General features: G+C 66.8%; 17 protein-coding genes. 13 read left to right on the top strand and 4 right to left on the bottom strand.

Features of this window, described 5'->3' with window-relative positions; all coding sequences use genetic code 11:
- Positions 1–27 precede the first annotated feature (27 nt).
- From IZR01_RS05625 to IZR01_RS05615, 3 genes are all read right to left on the bottom strand, one after another.
- Complete coding sequence (locus IZR01_RS05625; protein WP_194923133.1) at positions 28–1653, bottom strand: site-specific integrase; 1626 nt, start codon at positions 1651–1653, stop codon at positions 28–30.
- Between the two features lie 104 nt (positions 1654–1757).
- Positions 1758–1997, bottom strand: a complete 240-nt coding sequence (locus IZR01_RS05620; protein ID WP_194923132.1) for a helix-turn-helix domain-containing protein — start codon at positions 1995–1997, stop codon at positions 1758–1760.
- 127 nt (positions 1998–2124) lie between these two features.
- Positions 2125–2754: a TRM11 family methyltransferase gene (locus IZR01_RS05615; RefSeq protein WP_194923131.1), complete on the bottom strand. Its 630-nt coding sequence runs from the start codon at positions 2752–2754 to the stop codon at positions 2125–2127.
- Between the two features lie 607 nt (positions 2755–3361).
- Here IZR01_RS05615 and IZR01_RS05610 point away from each other — a divergent pair.
- The 10 genes from IZR01_RS05610 to IZR01_RS05565 all read left to right on the top strand — a co-directional run bounded on the left by IZR01_RS05610 (position 3362) and on the right by IZR01_RS05565 (position 15126).
- A complete protein-coding gene (locus IZR01_RS05610) occupies positions 3362–4177 on the top strand; it encodes a sigma-70 RNA polymerase sigma factor region 4 domain-containing protein (protein WP_194923130.1) in 816 nt (271 codons plus the stop codon).
- 69 nt (positions 4178–4246) lie between these two features.
- Positions 4247–4729, top strand: coding sequence for a pilin (locus IZR01_RS50030; protein ID WP_228558951.1), 483 nt, complete (start codon positions 4247–4249; stop codon positions 4727–4729).
- Positions 4726–6408, top strand: a complete 1683-nt coding sequence (locus IZR01_RS05600) for a TrbL/VirB6 family protein (protein ID WP_194923129.1) — start codon at positions 4726–4728, stop codon at positions 6406–6408. Before IZR01_RS50030 ends, IZR01_RS05600 begins: the two co-directional genes overlap by 4 nt.
- 6 nt (positions 6409–6414) lie before the next feature.
- Entirely contained in the window at positions 6415–7302 is an 888-nt protein-coding gene (locus tag IZR01_RS05595) for a PrgI family protein (RefSeq protein WP_323746924.1), read from the top strand.
- A gap of 2 nt (positions 7303–7304) precedes the next feature.
- Positions 7305–9092 (top strand): VirB4 family type IV secretion system protein, encoded by a 1788-nt coding sequence (locus IZR01_RS05590; RefSeq protein WP_194923127.1) that lies wholly within the window; start codon positions 7305–7307, stop codon positions 9090–9092.
- Complete coding sequence (locus tag IZR01_RS05585; protein WP_194923126.1) at positions 9089–11467, top strand: type IV secretory system conjugative DNA transfer family protein; 2379 nt, start codon at positions 9089–9091, stop codon at positions 11465–11467. The genes IZR01_RS05590 and IZR01_RS05585 overlap by 4 nt, the downstream gene beginning before the upstream one ends.
- Positions 11464–12327 carry a replication-relaxation family protein gene (locus IZR01_RS05580; RefSeq protein WP_194923125.1) on the top strand — a complete coding sequence of 288 codons (864 nt, stop codon included), beginning with the start codon at positions 11464–11466 and terminating at the stop codon, positions 12325–12327. The genes IZR01_RS05585 and IZR01_RS05580 overlap by 4 nt, the downstream gene beginning before the upstream one ends.
- 61 nt (positions 12328–12388) lie before the next feature.
- Complete coding sequence (locus tag IZR01_RS05575) at positions 12389–12931, top strand: C40 family peptidase (RefSeq protein WP_194923124.1); 543 nt, start codon at positions 12389–12391, stop codon at positions 12929–12931.
- Between the two features lie 708 nt (positions 12932–13639).
- Positions 13640–14197: a hypothetical protein gene (locus IZR01_RS05570; RefSeq protein WP_194923123.1), complete on the top strand. Its 558-nt coding sequence runs from the start codon at positions 13640–13642 to the stop codon at positions 14195–14197.
- A gap of 50 nt (positions 14198–14247) precedes the next feature.
- Complete coding sequence (locus IZR01_RS05565) at positions 14248–15126, top strand: DUF2637 domain-containing protein (protein ID WP_194923122.1); 879 nt, start codon at positions 14248–14250, stop codon at positions 15124–15126.
- Positions 15127–15229: 103 nt separating this feature from the next.
- Here IZR01_RS05565 and IZR01_RS05560 read toward each other — a convergent pair whose 3' ends face one another.
- Positions 15230–15859 carry a hypothetical protein gene (locus IZR01_RS05560; RefSeq protein WP_194923121.1) on the bottom strand — a complete coding sequence of 210 codons (630 nt, stop codon included), beginning with the start codon at positions 15857–15859 and terminating at the stop codon, positions 15230–15232.
- A 160-nt stretch (positions 15860–16019) separates the two neighbouring features.
- Here IZR01_RS05560 and IZR01_RS05555 point away from each other — a divergent pair, with 160 nt between their 5' ends.
- Genes IZR01_RS05555 through IZR01_RS05545 form a run of 3 tightly spaced genes read left to right on the top strand, consistent with a single transcriptional unit; the run spans position 16020 to position 18285 of the window.
- A complete protein-coding gene (locus IZR01_RS05555; RefSeq protein WP_194923120.1) occupies positions 16020–17306 on the top strand; it encodes a WXG100 family type VII secretion target in 1287 nt (428 codons plus the stop codon).
- A gap of 3 nt (positions 17307–17309) precedes the next feature.
- Positions 17310–17828 carry a hypothetical protein gene (locus IZR01_RS05550; RefSeq protein WP_194923119.1) on the top strand — a complete coding sequence of 173 codons (519 nt, stop codon included), beginning with the start codon at positions 17310–17312 and terminating at the stop codon, positions 17826–17828.
- On the top strand, positions 17815–18285 hold the full coding sequence (locus tag IZR01_RS05545) for a hypothetical protein (protein WP_194923118.1): 471 nt from the start codon (positions 17815–17817) through the stop codon (positions 18283–18285). The genes IZR01_RS05550 and IZR01_RS05545 overlap by 14 nt, the downstream gene beginning before the upstream one ends.
- Positions 18286–18665: the final 380 nt, after the last annotated feature.

Raw genomic sequence — 18665 nt, 5'->3', positions numbered from 1 at the left:
GCAGGGGCTGCTTCTCGTCTTGGCACGTCAGTGCGACTGATCCGTCTCAGTTGCGCTTCCAGTTGCAGATAGCTCTCCTGAGACAGTTTGAGACGGTTTGATCGCCAACTGAGACGGACTCGGGGCCAACTCGCCGACACCCCACAAGAGCGTTCCTACACGCGAAGCAGCGTCTCGCTGGATCACACCGGTCACGTGCTGATAGCGCTGAGCGTTCCGCGTGTCTCCCCACCCCATGAGGGACTGGGTCGTGCGCTCGACGATCCCGGCGCGCAGCAGAAGGGTCGCTGCGGTATGGCGGGCATCATGCAGACGGCCGTCTCGGAGCCCTGTCTCCCGAAGCAGTTCCTTCCATTCAGCCCAGTCGTTCCGCGGGTTCACCGCGTCGCCGTTCTCGGTCGCGATAACCCAACCCTCGTCCAGCCACCGGTCACCCGCCGCTACACGCTCTTCCTCCTGCGCCACGCGATGCATGCGGACGACGACAGCGATCGGCCCGGGGAGCGCCCACGAGCGGCGGCCGGCTTTCGACTTCACCGGACCCGTCTTGGGCCTCTTGGAGATACGGGCAGGACAGTGACCGGCGTACGGCCTTTGGCAGGGCTCAGAGCATCCATGGGCGTATCGCGGACGAAGCCGATTGCGACGAACGCGAAACCCTTCCTCGCCAACGATGTCCAGATCGAAGTCCTCCCACTTCAACCCAAGCGCCTCGCCCTGCCTCAGTCCGAAGACGAGCGCGAGAACCCACCGCAGTCCGTTCCGACGCTCCATAGCCGCTCCTAGGAGAAGCTGCACCTCCTCAAGGCTGTAGGGCTCGATCTCCTCTTCCTCGATCCGCGGAGGCTTCGCAAGCGCAACAGGGTTCTTCGATGTGTGGCCACGTGCACAAGCCACTCCCCAAGCCGTCCGTGCTGTTCGGTGAACGTGATGTGCCGTCGCCGGCTTGGCTCCGTTCTGCATCATCGTCAGGTAGAGGCCTTCGAACCACTCCGGCGGCACCGCGTCGAGCCAGTGTTTCGACAGCCCCGGAACGAGGTGCTTATACACATCGGTCCGGTAGCCCTCGGTCGTCGAGTCTCGTACCTGAAGCGGGACAACGTTCTCCACCCAGTGGATCAGCCAGTCGCCAGCCCTCCAGCGCCGCCCGGCCTCTCGGATCGCGCCCTCATCTCGGGCCTTCGTCAGCTCTTTAACCTTCTTGCGGAGCGCCTTCTCGCTCTTGGACATCCGATGCCGCCGATCCGGGCTGCCGTCCTTCAGGACACCGACGGTCACCCACCCATGCCAGCTCTGATCGGTCTCACTGAAGTAGATCGAGTTCTCACCGTTGGGCACCCGAGTACCCTCCGGACGACGGCGCGGTGTGCCCCGCCTGCCCTTGGCCTTGGACGTCGCCGAAACTGACCGCTTCGCCCCGGTTGCTGGAACACTCTCCCGTTTCGGCCCGTCGAGTCCTCCACTGCCAGCCATGAAGTCCGCAATCGCTTGTTCGGAGATGCGACGCGAACGCCCCTCGCCTTGGGTCGCGATCTCTCCAGCTTTGATTCGGCGGTACAGCTGCGCTCGCGACATCCCAAGTTCTCTCGCCGCCTCTTCGACCCGAAACGTCACCGGATCGTCGTCATGCTGGCCGGCCAGCCCACAGAGCATGCTTCCCCGTCTCCTTCTCGTGCGTGTGATCCGTCGTTCTTGCCGTCCTCGACGAAGAGTGCTGGTGGCGCCGCCGAGCCGACGCCACCAGCGATCAGGCCCGCTTAGGCAACGGTTTCGGCCTCAACCGTCACGCGCGCCTCGTACGCTTCGAGCGCATGCCGCGAGATGCGAATCGCTCCCTGCCCTGGCCCCACCCGGAAGATCGTGATGCGCTTTCCCTTGATCTCCCGATAGATCGTCGAGTTGTCGACGCGGTACCTGGCTGCAACCTCAGCGACTGTGAAGGACTGCGGCGTGCTCGGCATCGTCGACTCTGCGGACTCGCCGTTCCGACTGTCCACTTGCTGGCTCCTTCTCCTACTCGTGCGCTGGACAGTTCGGTCTCAGGACCCGCAGAAACAAGTTGGCAACTCATCACGATATGTTGACAACTCATTGCCATGAGTCAACACCCAGGGCCGTTCGCGATCAACTACCGACACCGGCAGATTCGTGTCGTGTCGCAGGCTCCGCGCTCTCCGCAGAGCTCGCCAACTTGAGGACCACAACGTCGGTACGTCCGGCTGCTGCGCATCGCACTCGACAGAAGCTGCCTCGTGCAGCGTCGTCATCAGACTCGACGACGCGGAAGTCCAGTCCCACGCCCAGCTCGGACAAGAGGTCCGCCAGAGACCAGCAAACCCGATCTCGTTCCCGGGCCGTGATGACGACGTGCCCGTCAGCCCGCAGCAGGCCCCGCGCGGCATGTAGCGCCTCAGAGAACCGATCCAGAACTCCTGAGGCATCCGGACGCCCATGCGTCCCGAGCACACCGGCCCGAGCGAGATCGATGAGGACGAGCGAGACCTTCCCCAACGAGTCGGGCCCGACGAGTTCGGGAACGTCGGCCAACTCACCGACGACCACCGCAGCGAATCCCGGGCCGCCATGCGCTGTGGCGCTGACCACTGCCTCACGGGCCTCCCGCGCCAGCCGCGAGTTGCGCTCAACGCCGATCGCGAGCCGATCAGCACGGATCGCCTCGACCAACGTAGAGCCAGCCCCACAACCGAGATCGACGACCAGCCCCTGCGGCTCGGTGTAGCGCGCGATAGCCAACCCCGCGACTGTTTGCCGGGAGTCTTCGGAACCCACAGCACGCCTGAAATCTGACATGGACGCCTCGCTTCATGCTGACGATCCAGGCGCACTGTGACGCCAAGATCTTGGGATGTAGTCAGCACCGAAAGCCCGCGAGCGGGCGTCGAGGGGTCAGCGCCATATGGGTGATGGACGCCGCGGCTTCCGGGCCCAATTGCAACGGCCGGCATTCGCTGCCTGCGAGACATATCCCAGAGCTCTTATTCACTGCCCAGCGCGGCAGCGATCAGCCCCCAGGGGCCGGCTCTAGGTACCGAGCAGCGCCAACCGGGTGATCGCGAGCCAGAACACCGAGAGTTCAGACCGACGGCTCATCAGCGGCGACTCAAAAACCCGATCAGGCCGTACCGATGGTCACGCAGATCTGAGCCGTCCTTGAGGGGATCACTGCAACCACCGTCTGGCCCTCAACGCTCACAAGACATCACCAAACTCGCAGGTCACGAACGCTCACTGACGAGACCTGGACCAGGTCCCAAGCGAACCGATCCTTTGACGATCGCTTGAGGGCCAGCGAGCCCCATGAGCGGCGGAATCCATCCGCTGACCTCATGGAGGTGCCCTCGTGGGCCGCTACACCGTCTCTCCTTCCGCGCTGGACCTGGCTGCCGAATCGTTCAACACCCTGTGCGCGAGCTCGGTTGCTCTCTCACTCGACACCACCGGGCTCTCTCCCGACCTGCCCGCCGCAGCCGTCCCCGTCAACGAGCTTCAGCGGCTCCTGTTGGCTGGTGCGTCCCAGGCCGCGCGCGACGCTGTGTGGGCCGAGGTGATCCGCCGCGCCCGCCACGACAAGACGTGGCTCCTGGCCGCCGCCGGCATGGCGTTGCCCGCGCTTCGGAACGTCGCAGCCGGGCTCGCACACGGCTTCGACGGAGAGGTTGAGGAGTTGGACGCCGAGATCCTTGCCGGGTTCCTCGCCCACGTGGTCGTCGTGGACGTCGAGTCGCCCGGCATCATGACGAAGCTCCGGTGGGCGGCCTACCGCGCGGGCCACGCGTTCGTCGTCGCGCACCGTCGGACAGCCGAGCACGAAGAGGAGATCTCCGAGAAGACCTGCGTGCTGAGTCCTGCGGGCCACCCTGATCTGGTTCTCATGCGAGCGGTGGCGGCCGGGGCCATCTCGGAATCCGACGCCGAGCTGATCTCCGCAACGCGGCTCGGTCGCGTCGATATGGAGGACTACGCGGCCCAGCTCGGCGTCTCGTACAACGCCGTGAAGATCCGCCGCCAGCGCGCGGAAGCACGGCTGGTCGCGTTCGTCACCGGCACCCAGCGTCCACGGGCCCACGAAGCCCGGGTCCGCGCAATCCAGGCTGCTCAGCGGCCTATTCAGCGGCCTGCTCTGAGCCGATCGGCTGAACTCTCGCCCGCCGCCTGACCCCTGGACGCGGTCCCGCTCGGCTTTCGGTCGCGAAGGCAAACCACCGACGCGCAGGAGATCAGAGCCATGACCCGCTTCCTTCGAAACGCCGCAGTCCTATCAGCCGGCGTACTCACCGCAGCCAGCATCGGAATGGTGCCGGCTGCGGCCGACGTCTCGCAGCCTCCGACCCCGGCGACGATCACCGTCCCAGCCGATGCGACCGAGGCACCGCCGGAGCTCATGCCCTTCTTCACCCCGACCGGCATGGCCGCCGTGCCGCCAGACGACCCGGCGGCCCCGGTCGCGGTCCTCGCAGACCAGCTGCGAGCCGCAGCGACCCTGCCCCAGGTGATGAACAACGTCCGGGACTGGATCATCGGGCTTCTGTCGGGCCTGGCGACTGTCTTGGTCACCATCGGCGGCCTGCGCTATCTGCTGGCCGGCGGCAACGAGAGCGAGGTGATGAAGGCCAAGGGAGCACTGAAGTCCGCGGCCTATGGCTACGCACTCGCCGTACTCGCGCCGGTCCTGGTCGATGCCCTCAAGTCGATGGTCGGCGCCTCGTGAACGAGCGGCCGAGGCCGCGGTGGATCTCGATCCTTTCGTTGGCGGCTTCGGTGGTCGTGCTGGTGGTGTGCACGATGATCGGGTCTGCTCGTGCGGATGCTGCCGCGAGCGGATCGGCTGCTGCCATCGCTCCTCACCGCGCGGCGACCGCAGCGACGGCCCCGGCACCTGTCCCGCCGCCCGCTCCGACCCCTGCGCCCGGCATCTACGGCCCGCTGGTCGGCGGCGGGTCGATGGCACCACCGTCGCCGGCCCCGGGTTCCTTCGGCTCCGAGCACTCGGACCCGTCCTGGTGGGACATCCCGGGCCAGATCGAGAAGGCGATCGACACCTGGCTCGGCGACCTGGTGAAGTCGGCCTTAGACCCGGTGCTTCACCTCGTTACCTCCTCGCTGCTGTCGAGCCCCGACCTGAGCAGCGGCAGAGTCGCAAGCATCTGGACTTCAGTAGCGGTCCTGGCGAACACGCTTTACGTCCTCTTCATCCTGGCCGGTGGCGTGATCGTCATGGCCCACGGAGGACTTGAGGCCCGCGGCTCCCTCAAAGAGATCGCGCCCCGGCTCGTCATCGGCATCGTCGCTTCGAACGCTTCCCTGTGGCTGATCTGCCAGGCGGTGTCACTCGGGAACGCGCTCGTTGGCGCCCTCATGAACGGGAAGGTGTCGACCGAAGGCATCGGCTCTCGGTTGACCACGCTCATCGTCTACGAGGTCTTCCTCCCCGGCGGAATCGGCGAGCTCTTCCTGGTCGTGATCGGCGGCGTCATCGCCGCGCTAGGCGTTGCGCTGGTCGTCACAGGGCTTGTCCGAGCCGCAGCGCTCATGGTGCTGGCAGCCGGCGCACCCCTCGCCTTTGCCTGTCACGCGCTTCCGCAGACCGAAGGACTGGCCAAGCTGTGGTGGCGAGCCATCGCGGGATGCCTGGCAACGCAGGTCGTTCAAGCTCTGGTCCTGGTCGTCTGCATACAGGTCTTCTTCGACCCGAACGCGGACAACGAACTGGGCCTGCCAACCAGCGGCGGACTGACGGACCTGCTGATGTGCCTGGTCTTGTTCTTCCTCCTGATCAAGATCCCGGTGTGGACCGGCCGCATCGTCCTCAACCGCAGCGCGTTCGGGCCCACACGGGTCACGAGCTTGGCGCGCAGCTACTTGCAGTACCAGGCCTTCGGCGCGATCACCAGCCGCTTGAATGTCGGGCGCCGCCAATCCCGACCGGGCAGCGGCGGCCCCCGGTTGCCCCCGCCTCCGCCGACTTCGCCCGGCGGTGGTCCCGGACCTGGCCCCCGACCGTGCACCGGACCGGGTCACGGCAAGTTCGGTCCGCTGCCGCCGCTGCCTGGCGAACCGCGAAGTGCAGCGCCATCGCAACCGGCCGCCAACGCATCAGACCCCGCAGCTGCGGATCGGCCGGCCAACGACACGCCTCGAAGCCTGCGGGTCCAGCCGACACCGCCCCGGCCTCCGACAACCGCCGCGAAGCCTCCGCCCCCGCGCCCTATGCGATCGCCCACGGTGCCGCAGAAGTCGGCACAGCCCCTTCGCGAGAGCCCAGCCTCGCCGGGCCTTCGGCCTCCGGTGGGCCCCATCAAGAAGCCGTCAAAGTCACCGGCCAGCCCTCGCGTAGTGCAGCCCACAAACACCGTCAAACCCCAGGTCAGACCTTTAGGCGAAAGGTGACACCTCGTGTCGGATGATTCAGCCGGATACAGCGCGGTCCGTATCCCCACCGATGTCAGCCGCCCCGATCGGGTGCTCGGGCCAGCGACGGCCCGGCAAGTCGCGATCGTGGGCGGCACAGCGGCAGTGCTCTGGTGCGTATGGCTCGGCGTGCGCGTGTGGGTCTCGCCGTTGGTCTTCCTGGTCCCGGCCGTGTTCGTCCTGGTGGTCGTTGGCGTTGCCATTTCCACTGAACGCGACGGCCTGAGCATCGACCGCCTCCTAGCCGCAGCGCTCAGGCAGATGCGCTCACCTCGGCGCCAGGTAATGGCGCCGGAAGGCCTGATGCCGCCGCCGCCGCTTCTCTCCGACGCTCTGAGCGAGTCGCCGTCGCCGCGCTCACCCGCGCCGCTCTCGCTGCCGATCACCGGCCTCGACGACACCGGCCTGATCGACCTCGGCACCGACGGGACCACCTTGATGGCCGGCGCGAGCACCATCAACTTCGGGCTGCGCACCGCCGACGAGCAAGACCTTCTCCTTGGCGGCTTCGCTCGCTGGCTCAACTCCCTCAGCGGACCGACACAGATCACGTCAACCAACGCCCCGGCCGACGTGAGCGGCTTCGTCAACACCCTGCGCGACCAGGCAAATAGCCTTCCGCATCCCGCCCTCGGCCACGCAGCCCAGGAGCACGCCGACTTCCTTGGCGGTCTCGCCTTGACCCGGGTTCTGCTGGCCCGGAGCATCCATCTCGCGCTACGCGAGCAGGGCAAGGCCGCCGCTCAGCGGGTCGCCCGTCGCGCCGAGGACGCCGTCAGTCACCTCGCCGCCTGCGAAATCCGCGTCACGCCACTCGGCCACGAGGCCGCCTCCGCCGATCTCCGTGCACTGCTCGACCCCTCTGGAGTCTGATCGTGTCCTCACTCACCGCAGCACTCAGCGTGCTGCCCATCTGGGCGAAGCGGCCCGCGACTCAAACGCGGAACGTCCTGGGCCTGGGTCCGTCCAGCCTCGAAGTGGGCACCCACACCCTCAAAGTCGGTGACACCTTGGCCGCGACCTTCGCGGTCGCCGACTACCCGGCCGAGGTCTCCGCCGGCTGGCTGGAACCGCTGCTGAGCTTCCCCGCGCGGATCAGCGTCGCCGTCCACATCGAACCGGTCCCGGGCCCGATCGCCGCGGACCGCTTGCGCAAGCAACGCGCCCGACTCGAATCCGGCCGCCGACACGCGGCCACCCACGGGCACCTCGACGACCCCGCGACCGAGGCGGCCGCCGCTGACGCGCGCGAACTCGCTTACCGGGTCGCCTGCGGGGAGGGAAAGCTGTTCGGCGTCGGGATCTATCTGACGCTCCAGGCCGACAACGCTGATGAGCTGGCCGAACTCACAGCTCAGGTCCGGTCCCTCGCGGAGGGGATACTGCTGCGACTAGTCCCGGCGACGTTCCGGACGGTTCAGGGCTGGTGTTCGGCGCTGCCCCTGGGCCTGGACCTGCTGAAGATCCGGCGGACGTTCGACACCGAGGCGCTGGCGACGCTGTTCCCGTTCACGTCCGGCAACCTGCCGCTACCGCAGAACTCGACGTCGGCGGTACTCCTCGGCGTCAACGCGACCGACTCCGGGTTGGTGATGTGGGACCGCTGGGCGGCACCGAACCACAACTCGGTGGTCCTGGCCCAGTCCGGCGCTGGCAAGTCCTACCTGGCCAAGCTCGACGTCCTCCGGAACCTCTACCAGGGCGTTGAGGTCATGGTCATCGACCCTGAGCAGGAGTACGCCCGGCTCGCACACGCGGTCAGCGGAACGGTCGTCAGCCTGGGAGCGCCCGGCGTCCGCATCAACCCCTTCGACCTCCCTGGCGCTGGTGACAGTTCCGACGCGATCCGTCGCCGGGCCTTGTTCGGGCACACGGTGGTGTCCGTGCTCCTGGGCCGGGATCTGACCGCGGGCCAGCATGCCGCGTTGGACGGCGCCATCCTCGGCGCCTATGAACGGGCGGGGATCACCAACGACGCCCGGACCCACCGCCGTCCTGCCCCGACCCTGCGGGACGTCGCCGAACTTCTCGCCGCTTCCAATGCGCCGGACGCCGCAGCACTCACAGCCGAACTGGCACCGCACACCTCTGGCTCCTTCTCCGGTCTTTTCGACGGCCCGACCGCACACTCAGCCGGTGGCCATCTCGCGGTGTTCGCGCTGCGCGAGCTGCCCGATGAGCTGAAGCCGATCGGGACGCTTCTCACCCTCGACCTGATGTGGCGCCGAGTATCCGACCCTTCCAACCGGCGCCGCCGTCTGGTCGTCGTCGACGAAGCGTGGTGGTTGATGAAGGAGCCGGCGGGGGCGCGGTTCCTGTTCCGCATGGCCAAGGCCTCGCGGAAGTGTTGGGCCGGGCTTTCGGTCGTCACCCAGGACGCCGCTGACCTGCTCTCGACCGAACTGGGTATGGCTGTCGTCTCGAACGCTGCGAGCGCTGTGCTGCTGCGACAGGCCCCGCAGTCCGTAGACCAGATCACCCATGCCTTCCGGCTCTCGGCCGGTGAGCGCGCGTTCCTGTTGTCGGCCGGCCGAGGCCAAGGCCTGGTCATGCAGGGCAATGCGCGGGCGGCGTTCTCCGCGGTCGCCTCGACCCGTGAGGACGAGTTGTGCACGACCGATCCGGCCCAGCTGGCTCGTCTCGATGAGGAGTGGAGTGCATGAACGGGCCGACCTCGTCCTTCCTCGGGCAGTGGCTGTTGCACCCGGCCGATCTCTTCTCCCGCGCGCTGGCATCGGTCGAACAGTTCGCCTGCGACTGGTGGTCTATCGGCGTCCCCGGGCTGGGCGCCGTGTCCTGTTCAGCCCTCACCTACTGGCACGTCACGCAAGTGCGGCGGCATCAGTCGGTGACGGACGCCGCGGCGCGGTACGTCGTCCTCAAGCTCCCGCCTGAGGTGGAGTCGGGATGCGCCGAAGCGTTCTGGACTCATATCCATGCGCTGCTTCGCCCGAGGTGGCGGCGAGCCCCGAACCGGCAGCCCCATCTCGCTTTCGAATTCCTCTGGACCAGCGGAGGTCTCAGCCTCGGCATCTGGGTCCCCGCCTCGATCTCCGCTGGCATCGTGGCCACGGCCGCCGAGGCCGCATGGCCAGGTGTCCACGTGCAACTCGTCTCGCCAGCTCCAGTCCCGATCACCACCCCGTCCTCGACCGGCGGCCGGCTTCGGCTGGCCAAGCCTGCCTACCTGCCGCTTAAGGTCAAGTACACCTCTGATCCGCTCCGCCCACTGCTGCAAGTCGGCCGCAGACTGCGGCCCTCCGAGAGCGCGTGCGTTCAGGTGCTCGCGCGGCCCGCCGCCCGCCGTCGGGTGCGGCGGCTGCAATTCCAGCTCAACCGGTTCCGCACCCGCACGGTTCGTGAACTGGGCCCGGCGACCCCTCTCGGCACGTTCCTCGACGAGTGGGCACCGAGCCCGAACCCGCGTGCGGGACGGGCCGATCCCGCGCATGCCGCAGCGCTTCGGGCGGCGGTCACGAAGACGATCGGGCCGCTGTGGGCGGTCGAGATCCGGTACGCCGCAGGCACCGAATCAACCGGGCCCGACACAAACAAGCGGCTGCACAGCATCGTCAAAAGCCTGACCTCCTCGTTCGGCATCTTCGCTGAACGGAACAGCTGGGCTCAGCACCGCATGGCCATCCCGGCATCCGCGCTCACGCCGCGTGGGATGGGCCGGGGCGATCTGCTGACGGTCGCCGAACTGGCAGGCATCGCGCATCTCCCGTTGGACGCCGACGCGGTCGGGGTGCCCCGTGCCGGTGCACGCTCAATCGCCCCACCCCCGGAAATCCCCGCAGCGTCCCACAGGCACAAGGTCCTCGGCGATGCGGACACCTCACCAATTCGACCGGTCAGCATCGCAGTCCCGGACACCCGCCAGCACTTCCACATCATGGGTGCGACCAACTCCGGCAAGTCGACGCTGATGGCGCGCATGATCCTCGACGATGTGGCGGCCCGTCGGGGCGTCCTCGTCCTGGACCCGAAGGGCGACTTGGTCGGCGACCTGCTTGATCGAATGCCGACGTCGGCAGCCGACCGGCTGGTCCTGATCGATCCGACAGATTCCGGGCCGCGTCCCTGTCTCAACATCCTGGCGCAGGGCGACCCTGAGCTGACGGTGGACAACCTCGTCGGAATCTTCCGTCGGCTGTTCGCATCCTCCTGGGGTCCGCGGACGGACGACGTCCTGCGGGCAACATGTCTGACTCTCCTGGCCACAGCCCGGGACCGGCCGCCGACGCTCGCGGACGTCTCACAAATGCTGAGCGACAAGGTCTTCCGCGCCGCACGAACCGCAAGCCTCGCCGAGACCGGGCACAGGATGCTTGATCACTTCTGGACAGGCTTCGCCGACCTGTCGGACCAGTCACAAGCCGCCATCACGGCGCCGCTCCAGAACAAACTCCGCGCGTTCCTACTCCGCCGGTTTGTGGCCGACGTCATCGCCCAGCCGCGCTCAACGATCGACCTCGGCCAGGTCTTGGACGGCGGGATCTGCCTGGTCAGGCTCCCGAAAGGCGTGCTCGGCGACGACACGATGCGCCTACTCGGCTCCTTCATCCTCGCCGCCGCATGGCAGGCGACGACCGCCCGTGCCGGCCGGCCCGAGCAAGCACGACCGGACGCAGCGATCTACCTCGACGAAGCCCACAACTTCCTGAACCTGCCCTACAGCTTGGAGGACATGCTGGCTGAAGCCCGCGCTTACCGGGTCTCGTTCACACTCGCCCACCAAAACCTCGCCCAGCTCCCGACCGACCTGGCCGAGGGCATCTCGGCCAACGCCCGGAACAAGGTCTTCTTCACCTGCTCGCCCCAGGACGCCCGGGCACTCGCCGCACATACCGGCCCGCTGCTCGGTGAGCACGACCTGGCCCATCTCGGCGCCTACCAAGCCGCAGCTCGGCTCACGGCGAAGAGCGCGCACGTTCGGGCCTTCACCATGCGGACCCGGCCGGCGCTGCCGGCGATCCCTGGACGCGCTGATGCGATCCGGGCCGTCATCCACGCTGCCGCGCGGGGCCGCTCGTGAGCGTCCGGACGCCAACCCGCCCGATCTCGGTCGCCACCCGGGCCGGCGACCGGCTGACCGAGCGGGACGCGGAGATGTTGCGGCTGCTGGCCGAACACCAGGTCCTCACCGTCGGGCAGCTCGCGGTGGCTCTGTTCCCTGACGTGCGCAAATGTCGGGGCCGCGTAGCTGTGTTGCGGACGCTCGGGCTGGTCGAGACCTTCCGGCCGCCACTCCAGCGCGGATCTTCGCAAGCGCACTGCGTCGCTTCGGCTCGTACCCTCGACCTGCTTTCGGGCGACGGCCAGGGTTCTCGACTACGGCGTCGAGCGGCGCACGACGCCACCGCGATCGCGCTGCGCCCCGATCTCGGGCACCTGCGGGGCGTGAATGAGGTGTTCTGCCAGCTCCTCGGCTACGCCCGGCAAACCGCCGACGCCACGCTCGAAACCTGGCGTTCCGAACGCGCAACGGCTCGCGCGCTCGGTACTCGCCTGCGGCCGGACGGCTTCGGCCGGTGGCGGGAAGGCGGCGCCTGGTGCGAGTTCTTCCTGGAGTACGACACCGGGACCGAGCCGCACGCCAGGCTCCTGGCCAAACTCACCGGATACGCCGATCTCGCCGAATCGGCCGGTGTCTCGTGTCCGGTGCTGTTCTGGCTGCCGAACGCGCAGCGGGAGGACCACCTCCACCGACGGCTCGCGGACCAGCTGCCGCGCGTGCCGGTCGCGACCGCGTACGGCGATCCGTGCCGGACCCATCCGGCCGGTCCGACCTGGCGTCCGGCCTGGCCTGCCACGTCACGACTATCCCTCGCCGCGCTTGGCGCCTCCGCCGCCCGGTATCTCGACGTCCCGCAGAGCTCTCACATCCTGCTTTAGATCGGAGAACGCCATCTCGACGCTCACGAAGACAGCAGTCGGCTGCTCGACCCTCTTCCTGATGTTCGTCGTCCTCGTCAACGCCGCCGCGGCCTCCGTCGCCTCGGCCGCTCTCGATCCCCTCGCAACGGTCTGGAACAGCGCCGCTTCCACGCCGCCCACCGACCGCCGATTCAACCCGGACCAGCAAATCAGCATCCTCGCCGCCGCTGAGGCAGCCGCTCCGAACCCGGCCGCCGCCGCTGCGATCGCCTTCGCCACCCGGCAGCTCGGGCTGCCGTACGTCTGGGGCGGCAACGGGCCGGCCAAGGGCGATGCCGGTTTTGACTGCTCTGGATTGACCATGGCGGCCTACGCGAGCGCGGGAATTGATATTCCACGCACCGCGACCGAGCAGTACCGCCATGGACCGGGCGTACCTCTTTCGCCGTTGAGGCCGGGAGATCTTATCTTCTACGGGAATAGCAGTTTCGCGCACCATGTGGGAATCTTCGTCGGCGCTGGCGTTATTCTCGACGCCCCGAAAACGGGCACGGTGGTACGGCTCGATCCGCTGGCGGCAGACGACCTATTCGCCGCGACCCGACCGACGGCGGACCGCTAGACCGTTGCGAGGTGCGGTCCGGGGACCGGCCCGTGGAGCGTTGCCCGACCCTCTCAAGGTGCCGTCATAGAGCCATCAAACAGCAGGTCGAAGGCGATTTGATGGCCAGTCTCAAAACCCGACGATCGTGTATCTGACGATCGTTACCGTCATCGACGGAGCGTGCAGCAGCCGCGCGCGTCAGCGGCCGGCCCGGCGCCTGACGAGGGTGCAGAGAAGAGGCAGCTAAGAAGTAAAATGTAATTCCAGTCCCCATTAACCATCGACGGTTCGAGGGCACAAATCTCGTGCTCTAAACGGGTGAATATAGAACCGGCAGAACTTGTCTTGAGTGCGAGTCAGGGCCAGAATATAAACAAGCAGAGATTACCGCGCGAAACTTGATCGGTGATCTCGCAATGAATTCGAGGACCCCCTCGGATAGGCACCTGGCCTCAAAACCCTGGTGGACGCGGTTGCACCCGCGCCCACCAGGAACAGGACCGCAAGTTCACCCGTCCGACCGTCTAAATCATGACTGGAGTACCCATGGACCCTGCTCCGATTCTCCCGGATCTCCGGACCGCGCATCGCACGCCACGCGCGACAGGGCCGTTCAACGCCGCATAGGCGCGGCCCTTGCGCAGCTCGCCCTGCGCGTCCCCTCCCCCTCCGCAGGCACCTGACCTGGTCATACCCGCCTGCGCGCGATCCCGAATGGAGCCACCCATGTCCGTTGCCTTCTGCGCCGCATGGATCAACGAAGTCACCCTCGCACTCCCCATCGACTGGACCCGCGACGTCCCCGCCGAGAACTCCGACGGGGACACCGTCTACCTCTCCACCTGCTGGTCCAGCCCCCACTCAGCCGTCACCCTCACCGCCACGGTTTCCAGCACTGGCCAAAGCTCGGCCGACATCTGCTGTAGTAGCTGGAGCGTCGAAGCAGAAAACCTGTCACCGGTAGCCCTCGCCGCAGCGATCGACGCCACCACCACCTACGGCACCCAGCCAGACGCCCCAGACCTGAGCGCTTCCTTCGTCGGCGTCTCGCTCACCTATCACGACTGGCGAAGCGCCAGCTACAGCAACGAACCAGTCGCCATGCGCCGCTGGATCAGCCCCGACGGCAACCGGGTGTTCGACTTCATTCGGCGCAACAAGTCCGGCACCTCCGTCTTCGTAGTCCACCGCGTCAACCCCGGCCACCCGGCCGTCGAAGCCGCGATCACCGCAGACGGCGCTACCCCCGCCGCCGTCCTGCTCAGCCTCGCCATGTCGGCCTGAACATGCCGACCTGCCCGACTCCCACCCCACCGCACGAAACGGCACAACCCGTGACTCAGCCCCACCACCCCGCCGCGCCGGCCGACAATCGGAACGCTGGCGCCCTCATCTCGCTGACCCTGCTGACCTCAGCCGTCGCCTCCATCGTCATCATCGGCTTCCTGGGCTCCTACGGCCCACTCCGTGACGCGTTCCTCGCGATCCACCAAAGCCCCGCCGCCGCCTCGCGTGACCCATGGGCCGTCGACGGACTCATCGCCGTCGCCACCGCAGCAGCGATCTGGCTCAAGAACAAGAAGGTGGCCCACAACTACGCCGTCACCGTCGGCGCCATCACCACCGCCGCCTCGCTCCTGCTGAACTTCCTCCACGGCTGCGGCGTCATCCGCCCCGGCGGCCAAACCGACGGGCCACTACACCCCGCCCTCGTGCTCATCATCACCTCGCTCCCCGTCGGCGCCATCGGCTTCGGATCCCATCTCCTGATCGCCTGCGTCCGGAACTTCCGGTCCCGAGTCCCGCGTACCAGGGATGAGTCCGGGACCGTGGCCATCGGGCATCCGGACCGCGAGACCGCACGGAAAGCCCTGAATGCCAGTCCTGCTGACCACACGCCGGACCGTTCTGTACCGCCCGCGCAAGTCTCCGCGGCCTCCGCCGTCCTGGACGGACCGCGCGCGTACGGGTCCCAGGACCGGTACCGGACTGGCGGCCCGGCCGAGCTTGATCCGGTCCTGCTTGATCTGGGCCGCAAGGCCCTGGCTGGCCTGACACGGGACGGCGTACTGCCGACCCGGGATGCTCTTCGCTCCAGGATGGGCGTGGGGAACAGCAAAGCTTCTGCGGTTTGGACCTACCTCCGCGCAGCAGACGAGCGTCCCAAGGACGGGACTGCGCTGTTCGAGCTCACGGACAGGTCAGCCCCCTAATCAAGTACGCCGGTACGGGACCGTGCCTGAGGTACGGTCCCGTACCACTGATCGCACCGCGCTAGTCCGGCACGCCCTTCTCCGGGACCACAGCACGCCGGCCCTATTCAGACGCCGACCAGCCAAGTTGCCCCACAGCTTGATCGAAGTCCGTGATGGTCTGCTCCACATCGAACCCCGCAACGGCCTGCACAATCAGGTCAATCGACAGCCACCGCGGATCGTTCGGCACCGCGATCACGTACTCGATGCGCTGCCGCGTCGGCACCACGGGCCCGGCGTTGGCGCCGTCATCCTCGTCCTCCTCCGCATCGGCGGCGCTGTGGTCGATCCGCACTGCCACAGATCCCGCGATCACACCCGTGCGAGTACTGGCCGCCCCTCGCGCCACCCGCGCGGCAACCTCGACCGGATCCGGCGCGACCGGCGTCGGAATCACCACCTCGGCAACCAGCACAGCCACACCCGGAAGCGCCGCACCACCCGGTTTCGGCGAAGGCACCAACAACTCAATCCCGCGCCTCGAACGAGCCGCAGCGATCTGCACCGCGAACTGCACGCCAATCAGTGCTCTGATGCCCTCGGCGGCATCGGCGGGGATAGCATCGAACATCACGTCCAGGAAGGCCTTGACGTCCGCCTCGGCGTGTTCATCCAGGCGAATCCGGTACCAGTCCTCCCCGAGGGCGAGACGGTACGTAATCGGTTCGCGCTCAGGGGTTACGGATTCCATGAGCGACTTTGTACACTCATCCATCGTCACGCGTCGAGATCAAGGGGGGACGCCACCACAACGGCGGCGCGCTCACACGCGACGAATCGGGGAGGGTCATCCAGTGGTGCGTCCAACTGGTTGGGACGTGTTGGGCCTGGACAAGGATCCGACACCCGGCGTGGTCGAGACGGTACAGGCTCTGGCCAAGGAGTTCGGGGATTTCTCCCACGACGTCCAGAGCGCCTTGTCTGCGCTGAACTCGTTCGGCGGCGACGCCACGGCACTGTCCTGGGTCGGCCAAACCGCCGAAGCCTTCAAAGCCTCATTCGGCCCCCTGCCGGGCCGCCTGCAAAAGCTCTACATCTCCTACGGAGAAGCCTCCGATGCCCTGACCGCGTACTGGCCGAAGATGCAAGCCGCCCAGAACAAGGCCGATGCCGCGCTCCGCCAAGGCCAAGATGCCGAAGTGGATGTCAGCCGCGCCACCGGCACCGCCAACAATGCCGCCGGCGACCTGAAGACAGCCCAAGCCGGCACCGACCCCAAGGCCACGGCGGACGCTCAAACAGCGCACGACAACGCCCAGAAGGCGCTGTCCGACGCCAAAGGCCGTCTAACGGCCCTCGCCGCTCAAGCTCATCAGGCACACGACGACCTCCAAGGCGCCGCCAAGGAATGCGCCAAGGCCCTGCACCACGCCCAATCCGACGGCATCCACAACAAGCATTGGTGGCAACACGTCGGCGAGATCTTGTCGGAAGTCGGCGGCCAGATCGCCGACTGGGCCGGCGAGATCGGGCAGATTGCCGCCATTCTCGCCCCTGTCCTCAACGGTATCGCCCTGCTCACCGTCGAGATCCCCGGGCTGGATGTCGTCACGGCCAGCCTCGCCGCCGCCGACGACCTCATCGTTGAGACAGCGCCGGAGGTCATGGCCGCGGGCACCGAGATCAAGGCAACCGGCGACGCTCTCCAAGGCCACTGGGGAGGTCTGGCTATGGACGCCGCCGCCATGTTCGCGAGGTCTCGCATGGGCGGCAAAGGCGCAGGCGACGAAGAGCCCGAAGGCCCGCTGGGCGGATCGGGAAGCTCCGTTTCCAGACTCACCAACGAAGAGGACGGGGGCTCCGGGCTCGAAGACCCGGACGACGAGTATGGGGGCGATGAGGAATGGGACGATGAGGATGACAATCGGCCATTTTGGGACAACGGCGGGGATGACGGGGAAGACGACGATTACTCGGACTATGATCAATGGGGCGATGAGCCCAACTTCGAGAAGGGCCTGCGCGGCGACAACACCGCTCACAACAAGAAGGGCCGATGGGCCATGGGTCAGGGTGGTGCCATGACACCGGAGCAGAGGCGCCGGGTCCACGACACCATGAAGGATGGCATGGAGGGCAACGACAACCTCGGCCTGGATGACATCATCGACATCGCCCAATCGGAGTTGGGGGACTAACTGGTGGAGACGACATCGAACGCGCCATCGTCGGGGCGGGTCGCCAAGCTGCGCCAGCAGGTTTCCGCCTGCGTGGGAATGCGTGTACACGCCTCCCAGATGCGAGGTGACAACATCCTGGGCGTCGAGCTTGTTAAGGAGATTGAGAGCTCTTCGGGGAGCAAACCCGATCGTTTGAAGCTCTGGGTCTACACGCCTGCTTGGCGTCTGGACGCTGCTGACCGAGCGCTTGCCGCTTCCGGTGACAACGCCGAGGTCATTGCCGCGGCCCTTACCTCGCTGCCAGGTCAACATGTGACAGCCGTCAGCATCGCGCACCCCAGCCTCGACACGACGTTCACACTCACCGCATGCCGACTACGTATCTTCCCGGTCTACTACGGAAGCGACGAACGGTCGTTCACCTGGACATTGAACTCTGTCCCCGGACGGCGGCTTTTGGCGGTCGGTCCAGGCAGCAACTGGTCCATCAGAACCAGACGAGACCCACAAGGCGGGGGACCGATCGATGAAGAGCCTTGATCAAGGAGAACTCGCCGCGCTGACCGCGCCGCTGGTGGCTCTTCCGGCGTGGGGTTCCGAACTCGGTAGCGTCGGAAGCATGATGACCGTGGAGTTCGGGAACCGGACTGTCGACGGTGACGGGTTCGTTCACGGCTCGTGGCACCTGTGGATCGTGATGGCCGCCTGGCGGTGGGAAACGGATGATCGGGTTCTTGCCGGGTCTGAAAATGACAGGGCAGAGCTGAAAACAGCGTTGCCAGCCTTGAACGGCGATACCTTTCAAAGTGTGCATGTCGACGCGGTCTCCCTTGAGGCCGTCTTCGAGTTCACGCGTTCACGGCTGGCCACGCTTCCGATCTATTCACGCAACCAGACCGAGCTCAGCCTGGAATCCTGGATGCTCTGGACGCCAGACGGATCTGTCATCGTGGCCGACCCGGATCAGGGGATTGTCCTCCAGGAGCAAGCACGATAGACGGGGCGCAAGGGTCAAGGATCGGCAGATTTTGATGAGGGCGTCAGCGTGCATGCACCTACGCCAGACACCGACGTCTCCCGCGCCACCAGCTCCGCCGACAACGTCGCCGCAGACCTGAAGGCGGACCCGGCCGCGAAGCCCACTTGTGTAGAACCGCGATAAGGAGCTTAGGACCCGTCGCCGCTAACAGTCCTCATTTGGGCACCTTCACGAGGCTATAGCCGGCTTTCCCTGCGCGGCCCCTCGAAGCCAGGGCCCCGGAGTGTTTAGGTCTCGACCGGGTTTGAGGTGGTTGTGACTGGCGGGTCTGGAGTGACGAACGAGCACGGCGCTGGGAGATCATGGAGTTCTCTAGGCTCATGATCATCGGAGTGCCG

The organism is Catenulispora pinisilvae, assembly GCF_015356865.1.
GTDB lineage: Bacteria > Actinomycetota > Actinomycetes > Streptomycetales > Catenulisporaceae > Catenulispora > Catenulispora pinisilvae.
This window is presented reverse-complemented; position numbering and strand designations above follow the sequence as displayed.